At 56.6% G+C, this 16,681-nt stretch carries 16 protein-coding genes and 1 tRNA gene; 10 read left to right on the top strand and 7 right to left on the bottom strand.

The genetic code is table 11. The features are described 5' to 3' along the window. Positions 1–24: 24 nt before the first annotated feature. Together arcC and arcA are read right to left on the bottom strand one after the other, a co-directional pair. Positions 25–936, bottom strand: coding sequence for a carbamate kinase (gene arcC / locus OTG14_RS14885; RefSeq protein WP_148768609.1), 912 nt, complete (start codon positions 934–936; stop codon positions 25–27). Between the two features lie 10 nt (positions 937–946). Next, positions 947–2,167, bottom strand: a complete 1,221-nt coding sequence (gene arcA, locus OTG14_RS14880; protein WP_008501384.1) for an arginine deiminase — start codon at positions 2,165–2,167, stop codon at positions 947–949. Between the two features lie 675 nt (positions 2,168–2,842). On the opposite strand from arcA, the gene OTG14_RS14875 reads away from it, so the two are divergent. From OTG14_RS14875 to OTG14_RS14855, 5 genes are all read left to right on the top strand, one after another. Further along, positions 2,843–3,295 (top strand): YhcH/YjgK/YiaL family protein, encoded by a 453-nt coding sequence (locus OTG14_RS14875; RefSeq protein ID WP_267215312.1) that lies wholly within the window; start codon positions 2,843–2,845, stop codon positions 3,293–3,295. A gap of 223 nt (positions 3,296–3,518) precedes the next feature. Further along, the gene (yagE, locus tag OTG14_RS14870) at positions 3,519–4,427 is read left to right on the top strand and encodes a 2-keto-3-deoxygluconate aldolase (protein WP_032655168.1); all 909 of its coding nucleotides are present in this window, start codon (positions 3,519–3,521) and stop codon (positions 4,425–4,427) included. Between the two features lie 14 nt (positions 4,428–4,441). Beyond that, positions 4,442–6,409, top strand: a complete 1,968-nt coding sequence (gene yagF / locus OTG14_RS14865; RefSeq protein ID WP_267215311.1) for a xylonate dehydratase YagF — start codon at positions 4,442–4,444, stop codon at positions 6,407–6,409. Between the two features lie 226 nt (positions 6,410–6,635). Then, on the top strand, positions 6,636–8,018 hold the full coding sequence (locus OTG14_RS14860; protein ID WP_267215310.1) for an MFS transporter: 1,383 nt from the start codon (positions 6,636–6,638) through the stop codon (positions 8,016–8,018). Between the two features lie 11 nt (positions 8,019–8,029). Then, positions 8,030–9,640, top strand: coding sequence for a glycoside hydrolase family 43 protein (locus tag OTG14_RS14855; protein ID WP_267215309.1), 1,611 nt, complete (start codon positions 8,030–8,032; stop codon positions 9,638–9,640). A gap of 4 nt (positions 9,641–9,644) precedes the next feature. Here the strand turns inward: OTG14_RS14855 and xynR are convergent, their stop codons facing one another. From xynR to argL, 5 genes are all read right to left on the bottom strand, one after another. Then, on the bottom strand, positions 9,645–10,403 hold the full coding sequence (xynR, locus tag OTG14_RS14850) for a DNA-binding transcriptional repressor XynR (protein WP_267215308.1): 759 nt from the start codon (positions 10,401–10,403) through the stop codon (positions 9,645–9,647). A gap of 175 nt (positions 10,404–10,578) precedes the next feature. Beyond that, positions 10,579–11,013, bottom strand: a complete 435-nt coding sequence (locus OTG14_RS14845; protein ID WP_090419287.1) for a DUF3828 domain-containing protein — start codon at positions 11,011–11,013, stop codon at positions 10,579–10,581. 1 nt (position 11,014) lies between these two features. After that, positions 11,015–11,377, bottom strand: a complete 363-nt coding sequence (locus OTG14_RS14840; protein ID WP_248165870.1) for a CHAP domain-containing protein — start codon at positions 11,375–11,377, stop codon at positions 11,015–11,017. A 278-nt stretch (positions 11,378–11,655) separates the two neighbouring features. Beyond that, positions 11,656–12,660, bottom strand: a complete 1,005-nt coding sequence (argF, locus tag OTG14_RS14835; RefSeq protein ID WP_248272821.1) for an ornithine carbamoyltransferase — start codon at positions 12,658–12,660, stop codon at positions 11,656–11,658. Beyond that, positions 12,630–12,725 carry a putative translational regulatory protein ArgL gene (gene argL, locus OTG14_RS14830; RefSeq protein ID WP_213014347.1) on the bottom strand — a complete coding sequence of 32 codons (96 nt, stop codon included), beginning with the start codon at positions 12,723–12,725 and terminating at the stop codon, positions 12,630–12,632. Before argL ends, argF begins: the two co-directional genes overlap by 31 nt. A 99-nt stretch (positions 12,726–12,824) precedes the next feature. Between argL and rraB the strand changes: the two genes are divergently transcribed. From rraB to OTG14_RS14805, 5 genes are all read left to right on the top strand, one after another. Then, the gene (gene rraB, locus OTG14_RS14825) at positions 12,825–13,250 is read left to right on the top strand and encodes a ribonuclease E inhibitor RraB (RefSeq protein ID WP_023324077.1); all 426 of its coding nucleotides are present in this window, start codon (positions 12,825–12,827) and stop codon (positions 13,248–13,250) included. Positions 13,251–13,296: 46 nt separating this feature from the next. Continuing rightward, on the top strand, positions 13,297–14,055 hold the full coding sequence (gene miaE / locus OTG14_RS14820) for a tRNA isopentenyl-2-thiomethyl-A-37 hydroxylase MiaE (protein ID WP_248272820.1): 759 nt from the start codon (positions 13,297–13,299) through the stop codon (positions 14,053–14,055). A gap of 30 nt (positions 14,056–14,085) precedes the next feature. Next, on the top strand, positions 14,086–14,808 hold the full coding sequence (locus OTG14_RS14815) for a topoisomerase II (RefSeq protein WP_248272819.1): 723 nt from the start codon (positions 14,086–14,088) through the stop codon (positions 14,806–14,808). A 106-nt stretch (positions 14,809–14,914) separates the two neighbouring features. Continuing rightward, positions 14,915–14,999, top strand: a tRNA-Leu gene (locus OTG14_RS14810). Positions 15,000–15,680: 681 nt separating this feature from the next. Then, positions 15,681–16,637: a hypothetical protein gene (locus OTG14_RS14805; protein ID WP_267215307.1), complete on the top strand. Its 957-nt coding sequence runs from the start codon at positions 15,681–15,683 to the stop codon at positions 16,635–16,637. The last annotated feature ends 44 nt before the right edge of the window (positions 16,638–16,681 follow it).

Below are 16,681 nucleotides of genomic sequence, written 5' to 3'. Positions count from 1 at the left end.
CTAAATCCTTTTTAAAATGAGTGTTCAGTTACGAATCAACGTGCCTTTCTCGCCCGCGAGGATCTCCGCGCCGTCGGCCAGCGCGCCGATCCCGGCAATGCCGTTGCAGGCTTCAACAAACTCGCGGCAGGCGGCCACTTTCGGCCCCATCGATCCGGCGTCGAACTGCATGCCTTTGAGCAGCTCCGGCGTCACCTGTGCCAGCGGGCGCTGGGTCGGCTTGCCCCAGTCGAGATACACCGCGTCGGCGTCGGTGAGGATCAGCAGGGCGTCGGCCTCGATTTGCCTCGCCAGCAGGGCTGCGGAGAGGTCTTTGTCGATTACCGCCTCGATCCCGCGATAGCCGTTGGCGTGTTCCACCACCGGCACGCCGCCGCCTCCGTTGCAGATCACCAGGTGGTCGCGCTGGATCAGCGCCGTGATGGCGTCGCTCTCGACGATGCGCTTCGGCTGCGGTGACGGCACCACGCGGCGGACGTAGCTGCCGTCGGCCTTAAACACCCAGCCTTTCTCCGCCGCCAGCGTTTTTGCCTGGGCTTCGCTGTAGACCGGGCCGATGTACTTGGTCGGGTTGCTGAAGGCCGGGTCGGCGGCATCCACTTCCACCTGCGTGAGCAGAACGCTCACCTCCCGCTGCGGGAGGCTGTTTTTCAGCGCCTGCTGGAGCATGTAGCCGATCATTCCCTGGCTTTCCGCGCCGAGAACGTCCAGCGGGTAGGGCGTGACTTTGTCGTAGGCGCTGTTCTGCAGCGCCAGCAGCCCGACCTGCGGCCCGTTGCCGTGTACCAGCACCACGCGCCACTGCGCCGTCAGCCCGGCGATGGTGCGGGCGGCCTGCTCGATGTTCTGGCGCTGGATCTCCGCTTCCAGCGGCTCGCCGCGCTTGAGCAGCGCGTTGCCGCCCAGGGCCACAACCAGAGTGGGTTTTCGTTCCATGATGGCTCCTTTAAATTCCGTCGCGTTCCAGCGGGCAGCTCATGCAGCGCGCGCCGCCGCGTCCGCGTCCGAGTTCGTCGCCCGGGATGGGCAGCACGGTGATACCCGCTTTGTCGTACTTCTCGTTGGTCCAGACGTTGCGCTCGTAGCCGATCACCACGCCGGGGCGGATGGTCAGGACGTTGTTGGCGTCGTTCCACTGCTCGCGTTCGGCCTCAAAGGCGTCGCCGCCGGTGGTGATCAGACGTACCTGGTTAATGCCGAGCGCTTTCTCGATGGCGTGCAGCAGGTCGGTTTCCTGGGTGCGCAGCAGGCCGCCGCGTCCGTCCGGGGTGAGCGTCCAGCACTGGGCGTCTTTGCGCACCACTTCCGGGTAGACGGAGAAGGTATCCACGTCGATGTGGGTCATGACGGTGTCGAGGTGCATACAGGAGCGGTGTTTTGGCAGCTCAACGGCGATCACGCGCTCGGCCTGACGGTGTTTGAACAGGCTGTTGGCGAGGAATTCCACGCCCTGCGGCGTCGTGCGTTCGGACATGCCGATCAATACCGCGCCGCGGCCAATCACTAATACGTCACCGCCTTCTAAGGTGGCGTGGTCGTAATTAATATTCTCGTCGCCGAAATACTTAATAAAATCGCCGTCGGCGAACGCCGGGTGCCAGCGATATATTGCCCGCAGGTTATTGGTTTCACGCTGACGCGCCGGTTTGGCCATTGGGTTAATAGAGACGCCGTTATAGATCCAGCAGGAGGTATCGCGGGTAAATAAATGGTTTGGCAGCGGCTTCATAATAAAATCATTCGCCGTGTGGGTATCCACCACCATATTTTTAATGGCCGCCGGAATTTCACCGTAGGTTAATCCGCCGCTCAGTCTGCGCGCCAGTTCGCGGTGCGGCATATCCGCCAGCCAGCCGCGAACGTCGCCGGCAAAGGTAGGGCCGAGGCGATAATCAGAGATTTGCGTCTCCAGCAGCCAGGCTTTCGCCTCTGCAATATCAAGGGTTTGTGTCAGAAGGTCGGTCAACAGCAGGACTTCCACACCCTGCTCGCGCAGCGTGTTTGCGAAGATGTCATGCTCCTCACCCGCACGCTCAACCGAGAGCACGTCATCGAAAAGGAGCTCCTGACAGTTTGATGGCGTGAGACGCTTCAGACTTAAATTAGGGCGGTGCAGCATAACGCTACGCAATTGACCAATTTCAGAACCGACGTAATGCTTTTCCATAATTATTCCTTTAACTGTTTTTCAGAATAAAAAGGGCATGCGCCATGTAACGTATTTAATTTCATGGCGGCTAAGCTCAATTGATTTCGTAATTCATACTAGGCAGTTAAATAATCCGTATTGTGATATTGCTCACGCGAAAATGGATATTATGCGGTTTGTTTTCATTAGCATGATTCGCATCAGATAATGATTAATTTCATATTAGTGAGGGATGAATAGCTAAGCAGGATCCGGTGGCATTATTTGGGTTTGTTATTATTTTGTAGATTTTAATCTTTTGACATATATTGTTATGTGACTGATTTTAAACGATAAGAGTTATGGGTGAGAATGGCTATGCAATTAACGTAATTAACTATTTTTGACTTAAGAAAAATCAATAAATAATTATGGTTTTTTAGAGCAAATTATCAAAACAGTAAAGTGTGAGGCGGCAACAGGTTTTGTTAATTAGAGAGCATGATCAAGAGGTTAGAGCAGCCGTGCGATAAGCGCCGATCGAGGTTATGCATAACCCCTGCATAAATGCCCGGGCAGGATTAACAGTGAATTAACACCTTTCCCGATAAACATGCGCTCGCGCAAACCTCGTCCAAAAAGGGCTGGTATGGCAGCCGGGATTCTCGTATAAAAGATAAAAATGAAACATTGTTTTATATTGAGGGTTGAAACATGATTATCGGCAACATTCACCATCTGCAGTCCTGGCTGCCTGACGATCTGCGTCAGGCCATTGAGCACGTCAAAGCCCACGTCACCGACACCACGCCGCTCGGGAAACACGACATCAACGGCAACAGCCTGTTTTATCTGGTCTCTGAAGATACAACCCAGCCGTTCGCCGAGCGTCGCGCCGAGTACCACGCGCGCTATCTGGATATTCAGATCGTGATGAAGGGTCAGGAGGGGATGACCTTCAGCACCCTGCCGCCCGGCACGCCCGACACCGACTGGCTGGCGGACAAAGACATCGCCTTCCTGCCGGAAGGCGGGCAGGAGAAAACCGTGGTGTTGAGCGAAGGGGATTTCGTGGTGTTCTGGCCGGGCGAGGTGCATAAGCCGCTGTGCGCGGTAGGTGCGCCTGCTAAGGTCAGGAAAGTTGTGGTGAAGATGCTGGTAGAGTAACCCCTCTCCCAAGGGGAGAGGGTGTAAAAGTTCCCTCTCCCTGTGGGAGAGGGTTAGGGTGAGGGCATCAGGCCGCACCTTCCAATATGTGATCCAGCTTAAATTTCCCACACTCCTTCGTCCCTTCCCATTTACCTGCGCTTTTCCTGCGTCATAGTATGATCGTTAAATTAATGAACGCTGTTCTATAATGTAGAACAAAATGATTCAGCAAGGAGATCTCATGCCGCAGTCCGCGTTGTTCACGGGAATCATTCCCCCTGTCTCCACCATCTTTACCGCCGACGGCCAGCTCGATAAGCAGGGCACCGCCGCGCTGATCGACGATCTGATCGCGGCAGGCGTTGACGGCCTGTTCTTCCTGGGCAGCGGCGGCGAGTTCTCCCAGCTCGGCGCCGAAGAGCGTAAAACCATTGCCCAGTTTGCGATCGATCATGTCGATCGTCGCGTGCCGGTCCTGATCGGCACCGGCGGCACCAACGCCCGTGAAACCATTGCGCTGAGCCAGCACGCGCAGCAGGCGGGGGCGGACGGCATCGTGGTGATCAACCCCTACTACTGGAAAGTGTCGGAAGCGAATCTGATCCGCTATTTCGAGCAGGTGGCCGACAGCGTCACGCTGCCGGTGATGCTCTATAACTTCCCGGCGCTGACCGGACAGGATCTGACCCCGGCGCTGGTGAAAACCCTTGCCGACTCGCGCAGCAACATCGTCGGCATCAAAGACACTATCGACTCCGTCGCCCACCTGCGCAGCATGATCCATACCGTCAAAGCCGCTCACCCGCACTTCACCGTGCTCTGCGGTTACGACGATCATCTGTTTAATACCCTGCTGCTCGGCGGCGACGGGGCGATTTCGGCGAGCGGCAACTTTGCTCCGCAGGTGTCGGTGAATCTTCTGAAAGCCTGGCGGGATAAAGACGTGGCGAAAGCGGCTGAGTATCATCAGACCCTGCTGCAAATCCCGCAGATGTATCAGCTGGATACGCCGTTTGTGAACGTGATTAAAGAGGCGATTGTGCTCTGCGGCCGCCCGATCTCCACGCACGTGCTGCCGCCCGCGTCACCCCTGGACGCGCCGCGCAAGGCGCAGCTGAAAACCCTGCTGCAACAGCTCAAGCTCTGCTGAGCCGGACGATAACCATGACCATCGAGAAGATTTTCACCCCTCAGGACGATGCGTTTTATGCGGTGATTACCCACGCGGCGGGGCCGCAGGGCGCGCTGCCGCTGACCCCGCAGATGCTGATGGAATCCCCCAGCGGCAACCTGTTCGGCATGACGCAGAATGCCGGGATGGGCTGGGATGCCAACAAGCTGACCGGCAAAGAGGTGCTGATTATCGGCACCCAGGGCGGCATCCGCGCCGGGGACGGACGCCCGGTCGCGCTGGGCTACCATACCGGGCACTGGGAGATCGGCATGCAGATGCAGGCGGCGGCGAAGGAGATCACCCGCAACGGCGGGATCCCGTTTGCGGCCTTCGTCAGCGATCCGTGCGACGGGCGCTCTCAGGGCACGCACGGCATGTTCGACTCCCTGCCGTACCGCAACGACGCGGCAATCGTGTTTCGCCGCCTGATCCGTTCTCTCCCGACGCGCCGGGCGGTGATTGGCGTCGCCACCTGTGATAAAGGGCTGCCCGCCACCATGATTGCCCTGGCCTCGATGCACGACCTGCCGACCGTTCTGGTGCCGGGTGGGGCGACGCTGCCGCCAACCGTGGGGGAAGACGCAGGCAAGGTGCAGACCATCGGCGCGCGCTTTGCCAACCACGAACTCTCCCTGCAGGAGGCCGCCGAGCTGGGCTGTCGCGCCTGCGCCTCGCCGGGCGGCGGATGTCAGTTCCTCGGCACGGCGGGCACCTCGCAGGTGGTCGCGGAAGCGCTGGGTCTGGCGCTGCCGCACTCCGCGCTGGCCCCGTCCGGGCAGGCGGTGTGGCTGGAGATTGCCCGCCAGTCGGCGCGCGCGGTCAGCGAGCTGGATAATCGCGGCATCACCACGCGCGATATCCTCACCGACAAAGCCATCGAAAACGCCATGGTGATCCACGCGGCGTTCGGCGGCTCGACGAATTTACTGCTGCACATTCCGGCCATCGCCCACGCGGCGGGCTGCACGATCCCGGATGTTGAACACTGGACGCGCATCAACCGTAAGGTGCCACGCCTGGTCAGCGTGCTGCCCAACGGCCCGGACTATCACCCGACCGTGCGCGCCTTCCTTGCGGGCGGCGTGCCGGAGGTGATGCTACACCTGCGCGATCTCGGCCTGCTGCATCTGGACGCCATGACCGTCACCGGCCAGACGGTGGGCGAGAACCTCGACTGGTGGCAGGCTTCCGAACGCCGGGCGCGCTTCCGCCAGTGCCTGCGCGAGCAGGACGGCGTGGATCCGGATGACGTGATCCTGCCGCCGGAGAAGGCAAAAGCGAAAGGGCTGACCTCGACGGTTTGCTTCCCGACGGGCAACATCGCGCCGGAAGGGTCGGTGATCAAGGCCACGGCGATCGACCCGTCGGTCGTCGGTGAAGATGGCGTTTACCGCCACACCGGTCGGGCGCGGGTGTTTGTTTCCGAGGCGCAGGCGATTAAGGCCATCAAGCGGGAAGAGATTGCGCAGGGCGATATCATGGTGGTGATCGGCGGCGGACCGTCCGGCACCGGCATGGAAGAGACCTATCAGCTCACCTCCGCGCTGAAGCATATCTCGTGGGGAAAGACGGTGTCGTTAATCACCGATGCGCGCTTCTCGGGCGTGTCGACGGGCGCCTGCTTCGGCCACGTGTCGCCGGAGGCGCTGGCGGGCGGGCCGATTGGCAAGCTGCGCGATAATGACATTATCGAGATTGCCGTGGACCGACTGACATTAACGGGCAGCGTGAATTTTATCGGCACCGCGGACATCCCGCTGACGCCGGAGGAGGGCGCGCGCGAGCTGGCAATGCGGCAGACGCACCCGGACCTGCACGCCCACGACTTTTTGCCGGACGACACCCGCCTGTGGGCTGCATTACAGTCGGTCAGCGGCGGCACCTGGAAAGGCTGTATTTATGACACCGATAAAATTATCGAGGTAATTAACGCCGGTAAAAAAGCGCTCGGTATTTAATTATTTTCTGCGTTAAAACCGTCTGCGGGAAATATTCCGCTGACGGTTTTCGTGTGCCTGTAAATTACTAATTTAAACAACAGGTTGTGATATATCGATGGCGTCACAAAAGCAAAATAACGTAATTCAGAAATAAGATATGACCATTGCTGGTTAATTGAGCGGCTCATTACACTCCATTAACACGATGTTGTAATTCAGCACACTACATAAGGGTGTAATTCTGATGACGCAATTAACCATGAAAGACAAAATTGGCTACGGGCTGGGTGACACCGCCTGCGGCTTCGTCTGGCAGGCCACGATGTTCCTGCTGGCCTACTTCTACACCGACGTCTTCGGCCTGTCGGCGGGTATTATGGGGACGCTGTTTTTAATCTCCCGCGTGCTCGACGCCGTCACCGACCCGCTGATGGGGCTGCTGGTCGACCGCACCCGCACGCGGCATGGCCAGTTCCGCCCGTTCCTGCTGTGGGGCGCCATCCCGTTTGGCATCGTCTGCGTGCTGACCTTCTACACGCCGGACTTCTCCGCGCAGGGCAAAATCATCTACGCCTGCGTGACCTACATTCTCCTGACCCTGGTCTACACCTTCGTTAACGTGCCTTACTGCGCCATGCCCGGCGTCATCACCGCCGACCCGAAAGAGCGTCACGCCCTGCAGTCCTGGCGCTTCTTCCTGGCTGCGGCGGGATCGCTCGCCATCAGCGGCATTGCCCTGCCGCTGGTGAGCATCATCGGCAAGGGGGACGAGCAGGTGGGCTATTTCGGCGCCATGTGCGTGCTGGGCCTGACCGGCGTGGTGCTGCTCTACGTCTGCTTCTTCACCACCAAAGAGCGCTACACCTTTGAGGTGCAGCCGGGCTCGTCGGTGGCGAAAGACCTCAAGCTGCTGCTGGGCAATAGCCAGTGGCGGATCATGTGCGCGTTCAAGATGATGGCGACCTGCTCCAACGTGGTGCGCGGCGGGGCGACGCTCTACTTCGTCAAATACGTGATGGATCACCCGGAGATGGCGACCCAGTTTTTACTCTACGGCAGCCTCGCCACCATGTTTGGCTCGCTCTGCTCCTCCCGACTGCTGGGGCGCTTCGACCGCGTCACCGCCTTCAAGTGGATCATCGTCGCCTATTCGCTCATCAGCCTGCTGATTTTCGTCACCCCGGCGGAACATATCGCCCTGATTTTCGCCCTCAACATCCTGTTCCTCTTCGTCTTTAACACCACCACGCCGCTGCAGTGGCTGATGGCCTCTGACGTGGTGGATTACGAGGAGAGCCGCAGCGGGCGCCGCCTCGACGGGCTGGTGTTCTCCACCTACCTGTTCAGCCTGAAGATTGGCCTGGCGATTGGCGGGGCGGTGGTGGGCTGGATCCTGGCGTACGTCAACTACTCCGCCAGCAGCAGCGTGCAGCCGGTAGAGGTGCTGACCACCATCAAAATCCTGTTCTGCGTGGTGCCGGTGGTGCTCTACGCGGGCATGTTCATCATGCTGTCGTTCTACAAGCTCACCGACGCCCGCGTGGAGGCCATCAGCCAGCAGCTGATCAAGCACCGCGCAGCGCAGGGCGAGGCCGTTCCCGACGCCGCGACAGCCGCATCCCATTAACCGGAGGCACTATGCAAATCACTAACCCTATTCTGACCGGCTTCAACCCGGATCCTTCCCTGTGCCGTCAGGGCGAGGACTACTACATCGCCACCTCGACCTTCGAATGGTTCCCCGGCGTGCGCATCTACCACTCCCGCGACCTGAAAAACTGGTCGCTGGTCAGTACCCCGCTGGACCGCGTGTCGATGCTGGACATGAAGGGCAACCCGGACTCCGGCGGCATCTGGGCGCCGTGCCTGAGCTACGCCGACGGCAGGTTCTGGCTGCTCTACACCGACGTGAAGATTGTCGACTCGCCGTGGAAAAACGGCCGCAACTTCCTCGTCACCGCGCCGTCCATTGAGGGGCCGTGGAGTGAGCCGATCCCGATGGGCAACGGCGGGTTCGATCCGTCCCTGTTCCACGACGACGACGGCCGCAAGTACTACCTCTACCGCCCGTGGGGGCCGCGCCACCACAGCAACCCGCACAACACCATCGTGTTGCAGGAGTTTGACCCGCAGACCGGCACGCTCTCGCCCGAGCGCAAAACCCTGTTTACCGGCACGCCGCTCTGCTACACCGAGGGGGCGCACCTGTATCGCCACGCGGGATGGTACTACCTGATGGTGGCCGAAGGGGGCACCAGCTACGAGCACGCCGTCGTGGTGCTGCGTTCCAAAAACATCGACGGGCCGTACGAGCTGCACCCGGACGTGACGATGATGACCAGCTGGCACCTGCCGGAGAACCCACTGCAGAAGAGCGGCCACGGTTCGCTGCTGCAGACCCACACGGGGGAGTGGTACATGGCCTACCTCACCAGCCGCCCGCTGCGTCTGCCCGGCGTGCCGCTGCTGGCCTCCGGCGGGCGCGGCTACTGCCCGCTGGGCCGCGAGACCGGCATCGCCCGCATTGAATGGCGCGACGGCTGGCCGTATGTGGAAGGCGGCAAGCACGCGCAGTTGACCGTGAAAGGCCCGCAGGTGGCGGAGCAGCCTGCAGCCGTTCAGGGCAGCTGGCGGGACGATTTCGACGCCAGTTCGCTTGACCCGGAACTGCAGACCCTGCGCATTCCGTTCGACGACACCCTCGGCTCGCTCACTGCGCGCCCGGGCTACTTACGGCTCTACGGCAACGACTCGCTCAACTCCACTTTTACCCAGTCGACCGTGGCGCGCCGCTGGCAGCACTTCGCCTTCCGGGCGGAGACGCGGATGCAGTTCTCGCCGGTCCACTTCCAGCAGAGCGCGGGGCTGACCTGCTACTACAACAGCAAAAACTGGAGCTACTGCTTTGTGGACTATGAGGAGGGGCTGGGGAGAACGATCAAGGTGATCCAGCTCGACCACAACGTGCCGTCGTGGCCGCTGCACGAGCAGCCGATTCCGGTGCCGGAACATGCGGAGAGCGTCTGGCTGCGCGTGGACGTGGATACGCTGGTCTACCGCTACAGCTACTCGTTCGACGGCGAGACGTGGCACACCGTGCCGGTAACGTATGAGGCGTGGAAGCTGTCGGACGACTACATCGGCGGGCGCGGCTTCTTTACCGGCGCGTTTGTGGGGCTGCACTGCGAGGACATCAGCGGCGACGGCTGCCACGCGGACTTCGACTACTTCACCTACGAGCCGGCATAACAGCTCAGGCCGGGTAGCCCAGCGCGCGTGACAGCGCGAGCCCGGCCTGCTGAAGCTGCTCGCGGAAGCGGGCCAGCTCGGCGTCGTCCACGCGGGAGGTGAGCGTCGACAGGCTCAGGGCGGCGATGACGCGGGATTCATGGTTCCACACCGGCACCGCCACGCAGCGCACGCCCTGCTCGTTCTCTTCGCTATCCAGGGCGTAACCCTGCTCGCGGGTCTGCGCCAGGGCGCTTATTAAGGCTTCACGAGAGGCGAGGGTGGAAGGCGTAAAGGTAGTGTACTGATAGCCCTCCAGCAGGGCGTTCAGCTCGGCCTCGCCCAGCCAGGCAATCAACACCTTGCCGATGGCGGTGGCGTGAACCGGCAGTCGGCGGCCGATGCGCGAATAGGCGATGGCCGCCAGCTTGCCTTCAATCTTCTCGATATAAACCCCTTCACGCCCGTCCAGGATCCCCAGATGGGTGGTCTGCCCGGTCCGCTGGGACAGCTCCGTCAGCCAGCCTTTCGCCTTCTGACGAATATCGATGGAGCCCACGACGAAATGACCGCGCTCGACCAGCTTCATGCCGAGGCGATATTTGCCGTTCTCCGGGTTCTGATCGATATAGCCGTGAAGCTGCAGGGTTTTCAGCAGCGAGTGGAGGGTACTTTTGCTCAGCCCCATCAGTTTGCTGATGTCGGTGATCTTAAGCTCGGTGGCCTGCTCGTTGAACAGGTCGAGGATCTGCAACGCACGTTCAACAGACTGAATAATCGGCATAATGCTGGTATGTCCACGCTGGAATTAAGGCGAAAACGTACCTTTTTCGGGGTGAAAAATCAATGAAATGGAGCCGGTGTTCTCCCTCTCCCTGTGGGAGAGGGCCGGGGTGAGGGCATCAGGCCGCAGCGCCACCCGGCAACAAAGGCGGCTACATTATTGTTAGCGGGGGACATCAATTATTATCCCGAGCGGCGACAGACTGGATTTTCCAGACCCCATCTTCTTTAACCATGCAATCAATGACTGTGTGCTGGGTCTTTTTGCCAAACGTGATATTCACGTTTACACAGACCGGGTCTGAATCATACGAATCAATAGCCACATTCTCAGCCCAGTCCTCGCCGATATACTGCGATTTCATAAAAAAATCAGCCTCGTAAAATTCAGCGTCGGCATAACGGGGATCGACTGCATGACGTAATTTTTTCATGGTGCTGGCCGTAACGAACTTATCGATTTCATTTCCCTGTTGGATGGGATAACGATCATTGTTCACTTGTTTGACGTACCAGCGATTGAATTCAAGGGCGCGCTGCATCGGTATCTGAAAATCTTCGGCCCCCAATGCTGCTGTGCTGAATAATAAAATTAAGATGAGCTTATTCATATTAATAATGCCTGTATAAGGTGACGACTGGCTGGAGTTGGCGATACGTTGGCCCCGGGTACATTGTTCTCTGTTTAAAATCTGAATACCAGGTTCCAGCGCCATCGTAAATACAGACATGACCGTACTGATTCGGGCCGGGCAAGGCATCAATCACCGCGATATCCCCCTCTATGGGGGTGCCATAGACTTTTGAGAACCCTGCTTTTTCAAGAGAACGCCAGAAGTCCTTAGCGTTTGCCCCTTCGATTTTAAGCCCTCCGGCTCGAATGGCGGCGGCGATTGCGCGAGCGCAATAGTGTCCAGTATGGGTTAGTGCGTGGCTACGGGCGTATGACACAGCTTCATGCTTATTCCATGACATAAATAATCCTTATTAACGAAATGCAGCAATAAGGAAATATTACGCCGATAATATACGGTGTTTTGTAAATGATAATGACCTGATATTAACCATTATCTACTCAATAAATAATGGTTAATAAAAACATAAATTCTTATTATGGTTAATGTCTATCTGAGAAAGCGTCAGTAAAATGAATTCTTCTTCCTGACGACAACCCTGTTGTCGTTTTTTAGTGTTTGCTCCCTCTCCCTGTGGGAGAGGGCCGGGGTGAGGGCACCAGACCGCAGAGGAGTCAATCACTCCCCAAGCGTCGCCACCATCACCGCCTTAATCGTATGCATCCGGTTTTCTGCCTGGTCGAACACGATGCTCGCCGCCGACTCAAACACCTCGTCCGTTACTTCCATCCCGCCGTGCAGATCGAACTCCGTCGCCATCTGCTTGCCGAGCGTAGTCTGGTCGTCATGGAACGCGGGCAGACAGTGCAGGAACTTCACGTCCGGGTTGCCGGTCAGCGCCATCATCTGCGCGTTCACCTGATACCCACGCAGCAGCGCAATCCGCTCCGCCCACTTCTCTTTGGCTTCACCCATCGAGACCCACACGTCGGTATAGATAAAGTCCGCTCCCTTCACGCCCGCCGCCACGTCTTCCGTCAGGGTGATTTTCCCGCCGTGCTTCTCCGCCAGCGCGCTGCACTCCGCCACCAGGCTCTCTTCCGGCCAGCAGGCCTTCGGGGCCACCAGACGCAGATCCAGCCCGGTCAGCGCCGCCGCTTCCAGCATCGAGTTGCCCATGTTGTTGCGCGCGTCGCCCGCATAGACCAGCGTCATCTCGTTAAACGCCTTGCCCGGCAGGTGCTCCTGCATGGTCAGCAGGTCCGCCAGCAGTTGGGTTGGATGGAACTCGTTGGTCAGCCCGTTCCACACCGGCACGCCCGCATACTGCGCCAGAGTCTCGACGACTTCCTGGCCATGGCCGCGATACTGAATGCCGTCGTACATCCGCCCGAGCACGCGCGCGGTGTCCTTAATTGACTCTTTATGCCCAATCTGGCTGCCGCTCGGCCCTAAATAGGTAACGCGCGCGCCCTGGTCAAATGCGGCAACTTCGAAAGAGCAACGGGTACGGGTCGAGTCTTTTTCGAAGATGAGCGCGATGTTTTTACCGGTAAGCATTTGTACTTCCTTGCCATTTTTTTTATCGGCTTTGAGCTGTGCGGCAAGGGTCAGCAGAGAAGTGAACTGTGCAGGGGTAAAGTCGAGCAATTTCAGAAAGTGTTTCTTGTACAGATCAGACATTTTATCCTCACATGGCGAACGCCACTTATTGAATTAAAATTCACTTTATATGTGTAATTATTCATTTGCAACCCCGTTTCACAAATCTTTCCAACAAAGGTGGAGGCAAACCCGTCCGTGTGTGAAAATAGAAGTATCTGCCGCACTTTAAAGAGGATTGAGCCATGGCAAACCCGGAATTACTGGAAGAGCAACGCGAAGAGACGCGTCTGATTATTGAAGAGCTGCTGGAAGACGGTAGCGATCCGGACGCGCTGTACACCATCGAGCACCATTTCTCTGCGGATGATTTCGACGCGCTGGAAAAAATGGCCGTGGAAGCCTTCAAGCTGGGTTACGAAGTGACCGAGCCGGAAGAGCTGGAAGTGGAAGAGGGCGACACCGTCATCTGCTGCGACATCCTGAGCGAAGGCGCGCTGAAGGCGGAGCTGATCGACGCGCAGGTCGAACAGCTGATGAACCTGGCCGAGAAGTTTGACGTGGAATACGACGGCTGGGGAACCTACTTCGAAGATCCGAACGGTGAAGACGGCGAAGAAGGCGACGACGAAGATTACATCGACGAAGACGACGACGGCGTGCGTCACTAAGTGATTCAGGCGGTGGCGCGCGCCACCGCTTTTTCAAGGCAGAACCATGGATTACCCGCAGATACTTGCCCCCGTACTCAACTTCCTCCAGTGCCCGACCCCGCAAGCATGGATTGATAAAGCCCGCGACCCGGCGAACCTGCCGCTGCTGCTCACCGACCACATGGTGTGCGAGCTCAAGGCCGCCCAGACCGCGCTGCTGCTGGTGCGTAAATACGTCGCCGACGAAAGCGGTGCCGACGCGCTGCTCGACTGGCTCAAACCCTACGAACTGTTCACCTTCCGCGACGGCCCGGAGCCGGACTTCATCGCCCTGCACAGGCAGATTGGCAAAAGCGTGATGCCCAAAACCGACGACCCGTGGGGCCAGGCGCTCATCGACAGTATGGTGCTGCTGATCAAAGAGGAGCTGCACCACTTCTGGCAGGTGCGTGAGGCGATGCTGGCCCGCGACATTCCGTACGTCAAAATCACCGCCAGCCGCTACGCCAAAGGGATGCTGAAGGAAGTACGCACCCACGAACCGCTGACGCTGATCGACAAACTCATCTGCGGCGCCTACATCGAAGCCCGCTCCTGCGAACGCTTCGCCGCGCTGGCACCGTTCCTCGACGACGACCTGCAGAAGTTCTATCTCTCGCTGCTGCGCTCGGAAGCGCGCCACTATCAGGACTACCTGACGCTTGCCCGGCAGGTGAGCGACGACGATATCTCACCGCGCATACAGCTTTTTGGCGAAATTGAAGCCACACTTATCTCGACACCGGACCACGAGTTTCGCTTCCACAGCGGCGTGCCGGTGTAAACCGGCATAGCGAAAGGATAAGGATGCGAGATGAATAAAACGTGGACCCGTATTGTGATTGTCGTCGTCGCGGCCGCCGCCGTGGCGTTCTGGGTATTCTTCGATAAGCAGCGTGCCCCCGAACACCAGATTGATACCACCCTCAACGCGATGCCCGCCTGGCAGGTGATTAAGGAGCAGGAGCCTGTTCTGCATCAGCGCATCCTCGACCAGATGGCCGCCCTGCAAAAAGCGGGCGAGCCGGAGCAGCAGATTATCGACACCATCCAGCCGCAGATCCTGCATCTGCAGATGTCGCGCCTGCAAAACGCCCCGGACGCCAACGTGGTGAACTACATGACCATCAACATGGAGCAGACCGCCGCCATCCAGAAAGTGAGCGACGACGCCTGCTTCCGCTTCCTCTACCCGATGGTGAAGGGTGGCATCAACCCGATGCGCATGCTGGATAAAGACCTGATGGCACGGCGCATGCAGGCCGACGCCGACATGATGCGCGCGGCCTACGGCAAAAATCGCCACACCGTGACCCCAGCCGAACGCGAAGCGGCTGTCGAGGATGTGCGGCCGATTATGAAGGCGCTTGCCGACAAATACGGTGAGGACATCCAGTTGCTGCAGATGCCGGAGAAGGCGGCGGGCAAAGAGAAGCTCTCTTGCGATATGGTGCAGGAGATGTGGGCGAAGGTGCTGGCGCTGCCGGAGCAGAAGGCGGCGAGGGTGATTCGGCTGGCGGTGTCTGAGCTGGAGTGACAAAGGGCGCTGGTTTTTTGGGCACTTAGCGCGGGTTTAGCGCGTCGTCGCTTGCATGGCGGCGCGCGACAGGTATAATCCACAACGTTTCCGCATCCCCTTCAGTGCCGAAGTGGCGAAATCGGTAGACGCAGTTGATTCAAAATCAACCGTAGAAATACGTGCCGGTTCGAGTCCGGCCTTCGGCACCAAAAGATGCAAATCAAAGTCGCTTAAGGGCGGCTTTTTTTGTGTCTGAAATCCAGTTACTACAAGCTTTACCGTTTCTTTGTCTTTGAAAAAACTTACAATTTTATTCCAGGAGTAGATCAATTCAATTGCGTAGGCTGCTTATATCCTTAAAGCTGTTCTTTTGAAGATGAATCAATCGATTTGAGAGTTCTTCCTGAATGCATGTTGGTTGAGAAGAATTAGTCTGATTGCCCTTATCATAAATCTTCAGTGTGTTTGGTAAACAAAACAAGAATCGATAATGTATTCTTGAATAGTTTCCCATTGTTTTTTATAAATAGATCAGGCTTCCTTTTAAGAGATGCACTATGAAGACTTTCGATACCCAACTTGCTATGAGCATTGTTTCGCATTCGACTGGCGGATTTAGCTATGACACCCTTGCCAGGGCATTGATTTCAATGGATAAAAGTGAAGACTCAACAAAATTACTTGAGAGTTGTAGGGCTTTTTGCCTTTCATTGGAAGAGAAAGGAATTTTGAGACGATGCCATAAATGCACGAACTTACAAGATGAATACTTTGAGTATGTTGCTCACTAACAATAACCAACCAAAAAAATCACGGTGAGTAGCAATTCGTTTCTTGCAACATCTCTTTTTCTGAGGTAGCTTTGGCTGCACAGTTTCAGGAGAGCGATTGTGAGTAACGTCAATTTAATAACAACTTGCACAAATGGTAAAAACAGTGATGGCAAGGCTATATTGAGTTTAGCCCACTATACCTCTGGGCAGACCCCCTCAAATGTATTGGTGAACTCTTGGTGTAATGCTTTAAATGAATCCCTAAAAACATCTGCTACCGTATGTGCTGTAGATCTGTATAAGGGGGGGCACTGGGCTACTGCTAAAGAAATACTAAAATCCTATCATGTTGATTTATGGGTTGTTTCTGCTGGTCTTGGCCTGCTTCACTATACTGATCAAGTCGTACCCTATAAAGCAACATTTGCGATCGGGTATGATGAATCAATACCGCTATACTCTCGTGAATATGTAGGGAAATCTTTCCATAGAACATGGTGGAAAGAATTAACAGAGAGATCTCCATTCATTTCTGAGCATCCTTCATCAATTAAAAATTTGATGAAAAAAAACAAGGATCACTATTATATTATTTGTGGTTCTCCTGATTATATCAATGCCATTGAATTAGATATCATTAATGGTCTTGAGTATCTGGTTGATTCTAAAAAGCAATTGCTAATTATCACATCAAAGGTAATTAACGACAGGCTGATGAGTTATTTATTTAAAACTAACCATGATATGGCTCAATGGTTAAAGTGCAATATGCTCATGCTAAATGTTAGTATGGCAAAACATATTATTCGTGAGTTTACTGAAAGAGGCTTGGATAATTTAAGTGATTTTTCTCACAGGTTATCAACTGAATTAAACGAATTGCCTGCGCGAGAAGTAAAAAAAGGAATTAGACGTAGTTCTGAAGAAGTTAAGTTGTACATTTTGAAAATTTTGCAACATCAACCAAGTATCAGTGCAACACAGGCCCTGCGCGAGTTTCGTGACTCAGGGAATTCATTCGAGGAAAAGCGGTTCCGTGCGATTTTCAAGAGTTTGACGGGTAGCAAAGCTTGATGCCACTGGTCAGGTTTTCATGATAGAATCTTCCGTTTTTTGAG

Origin of the sequence: Enterobacter pseudoroggenkampii, from assembly GCF_026420145.1 — a bacterium.
GTDB lineage: Bacteria > Pseudomonadota > Gammaproteobacteria > Enterobacterales > Enterobacteriaceae > Enterobacter > Enterobacter pseudoroggenkampii.
This window is presented reverse-complemented; position numbering and strand designations above follow the sequence as displayed.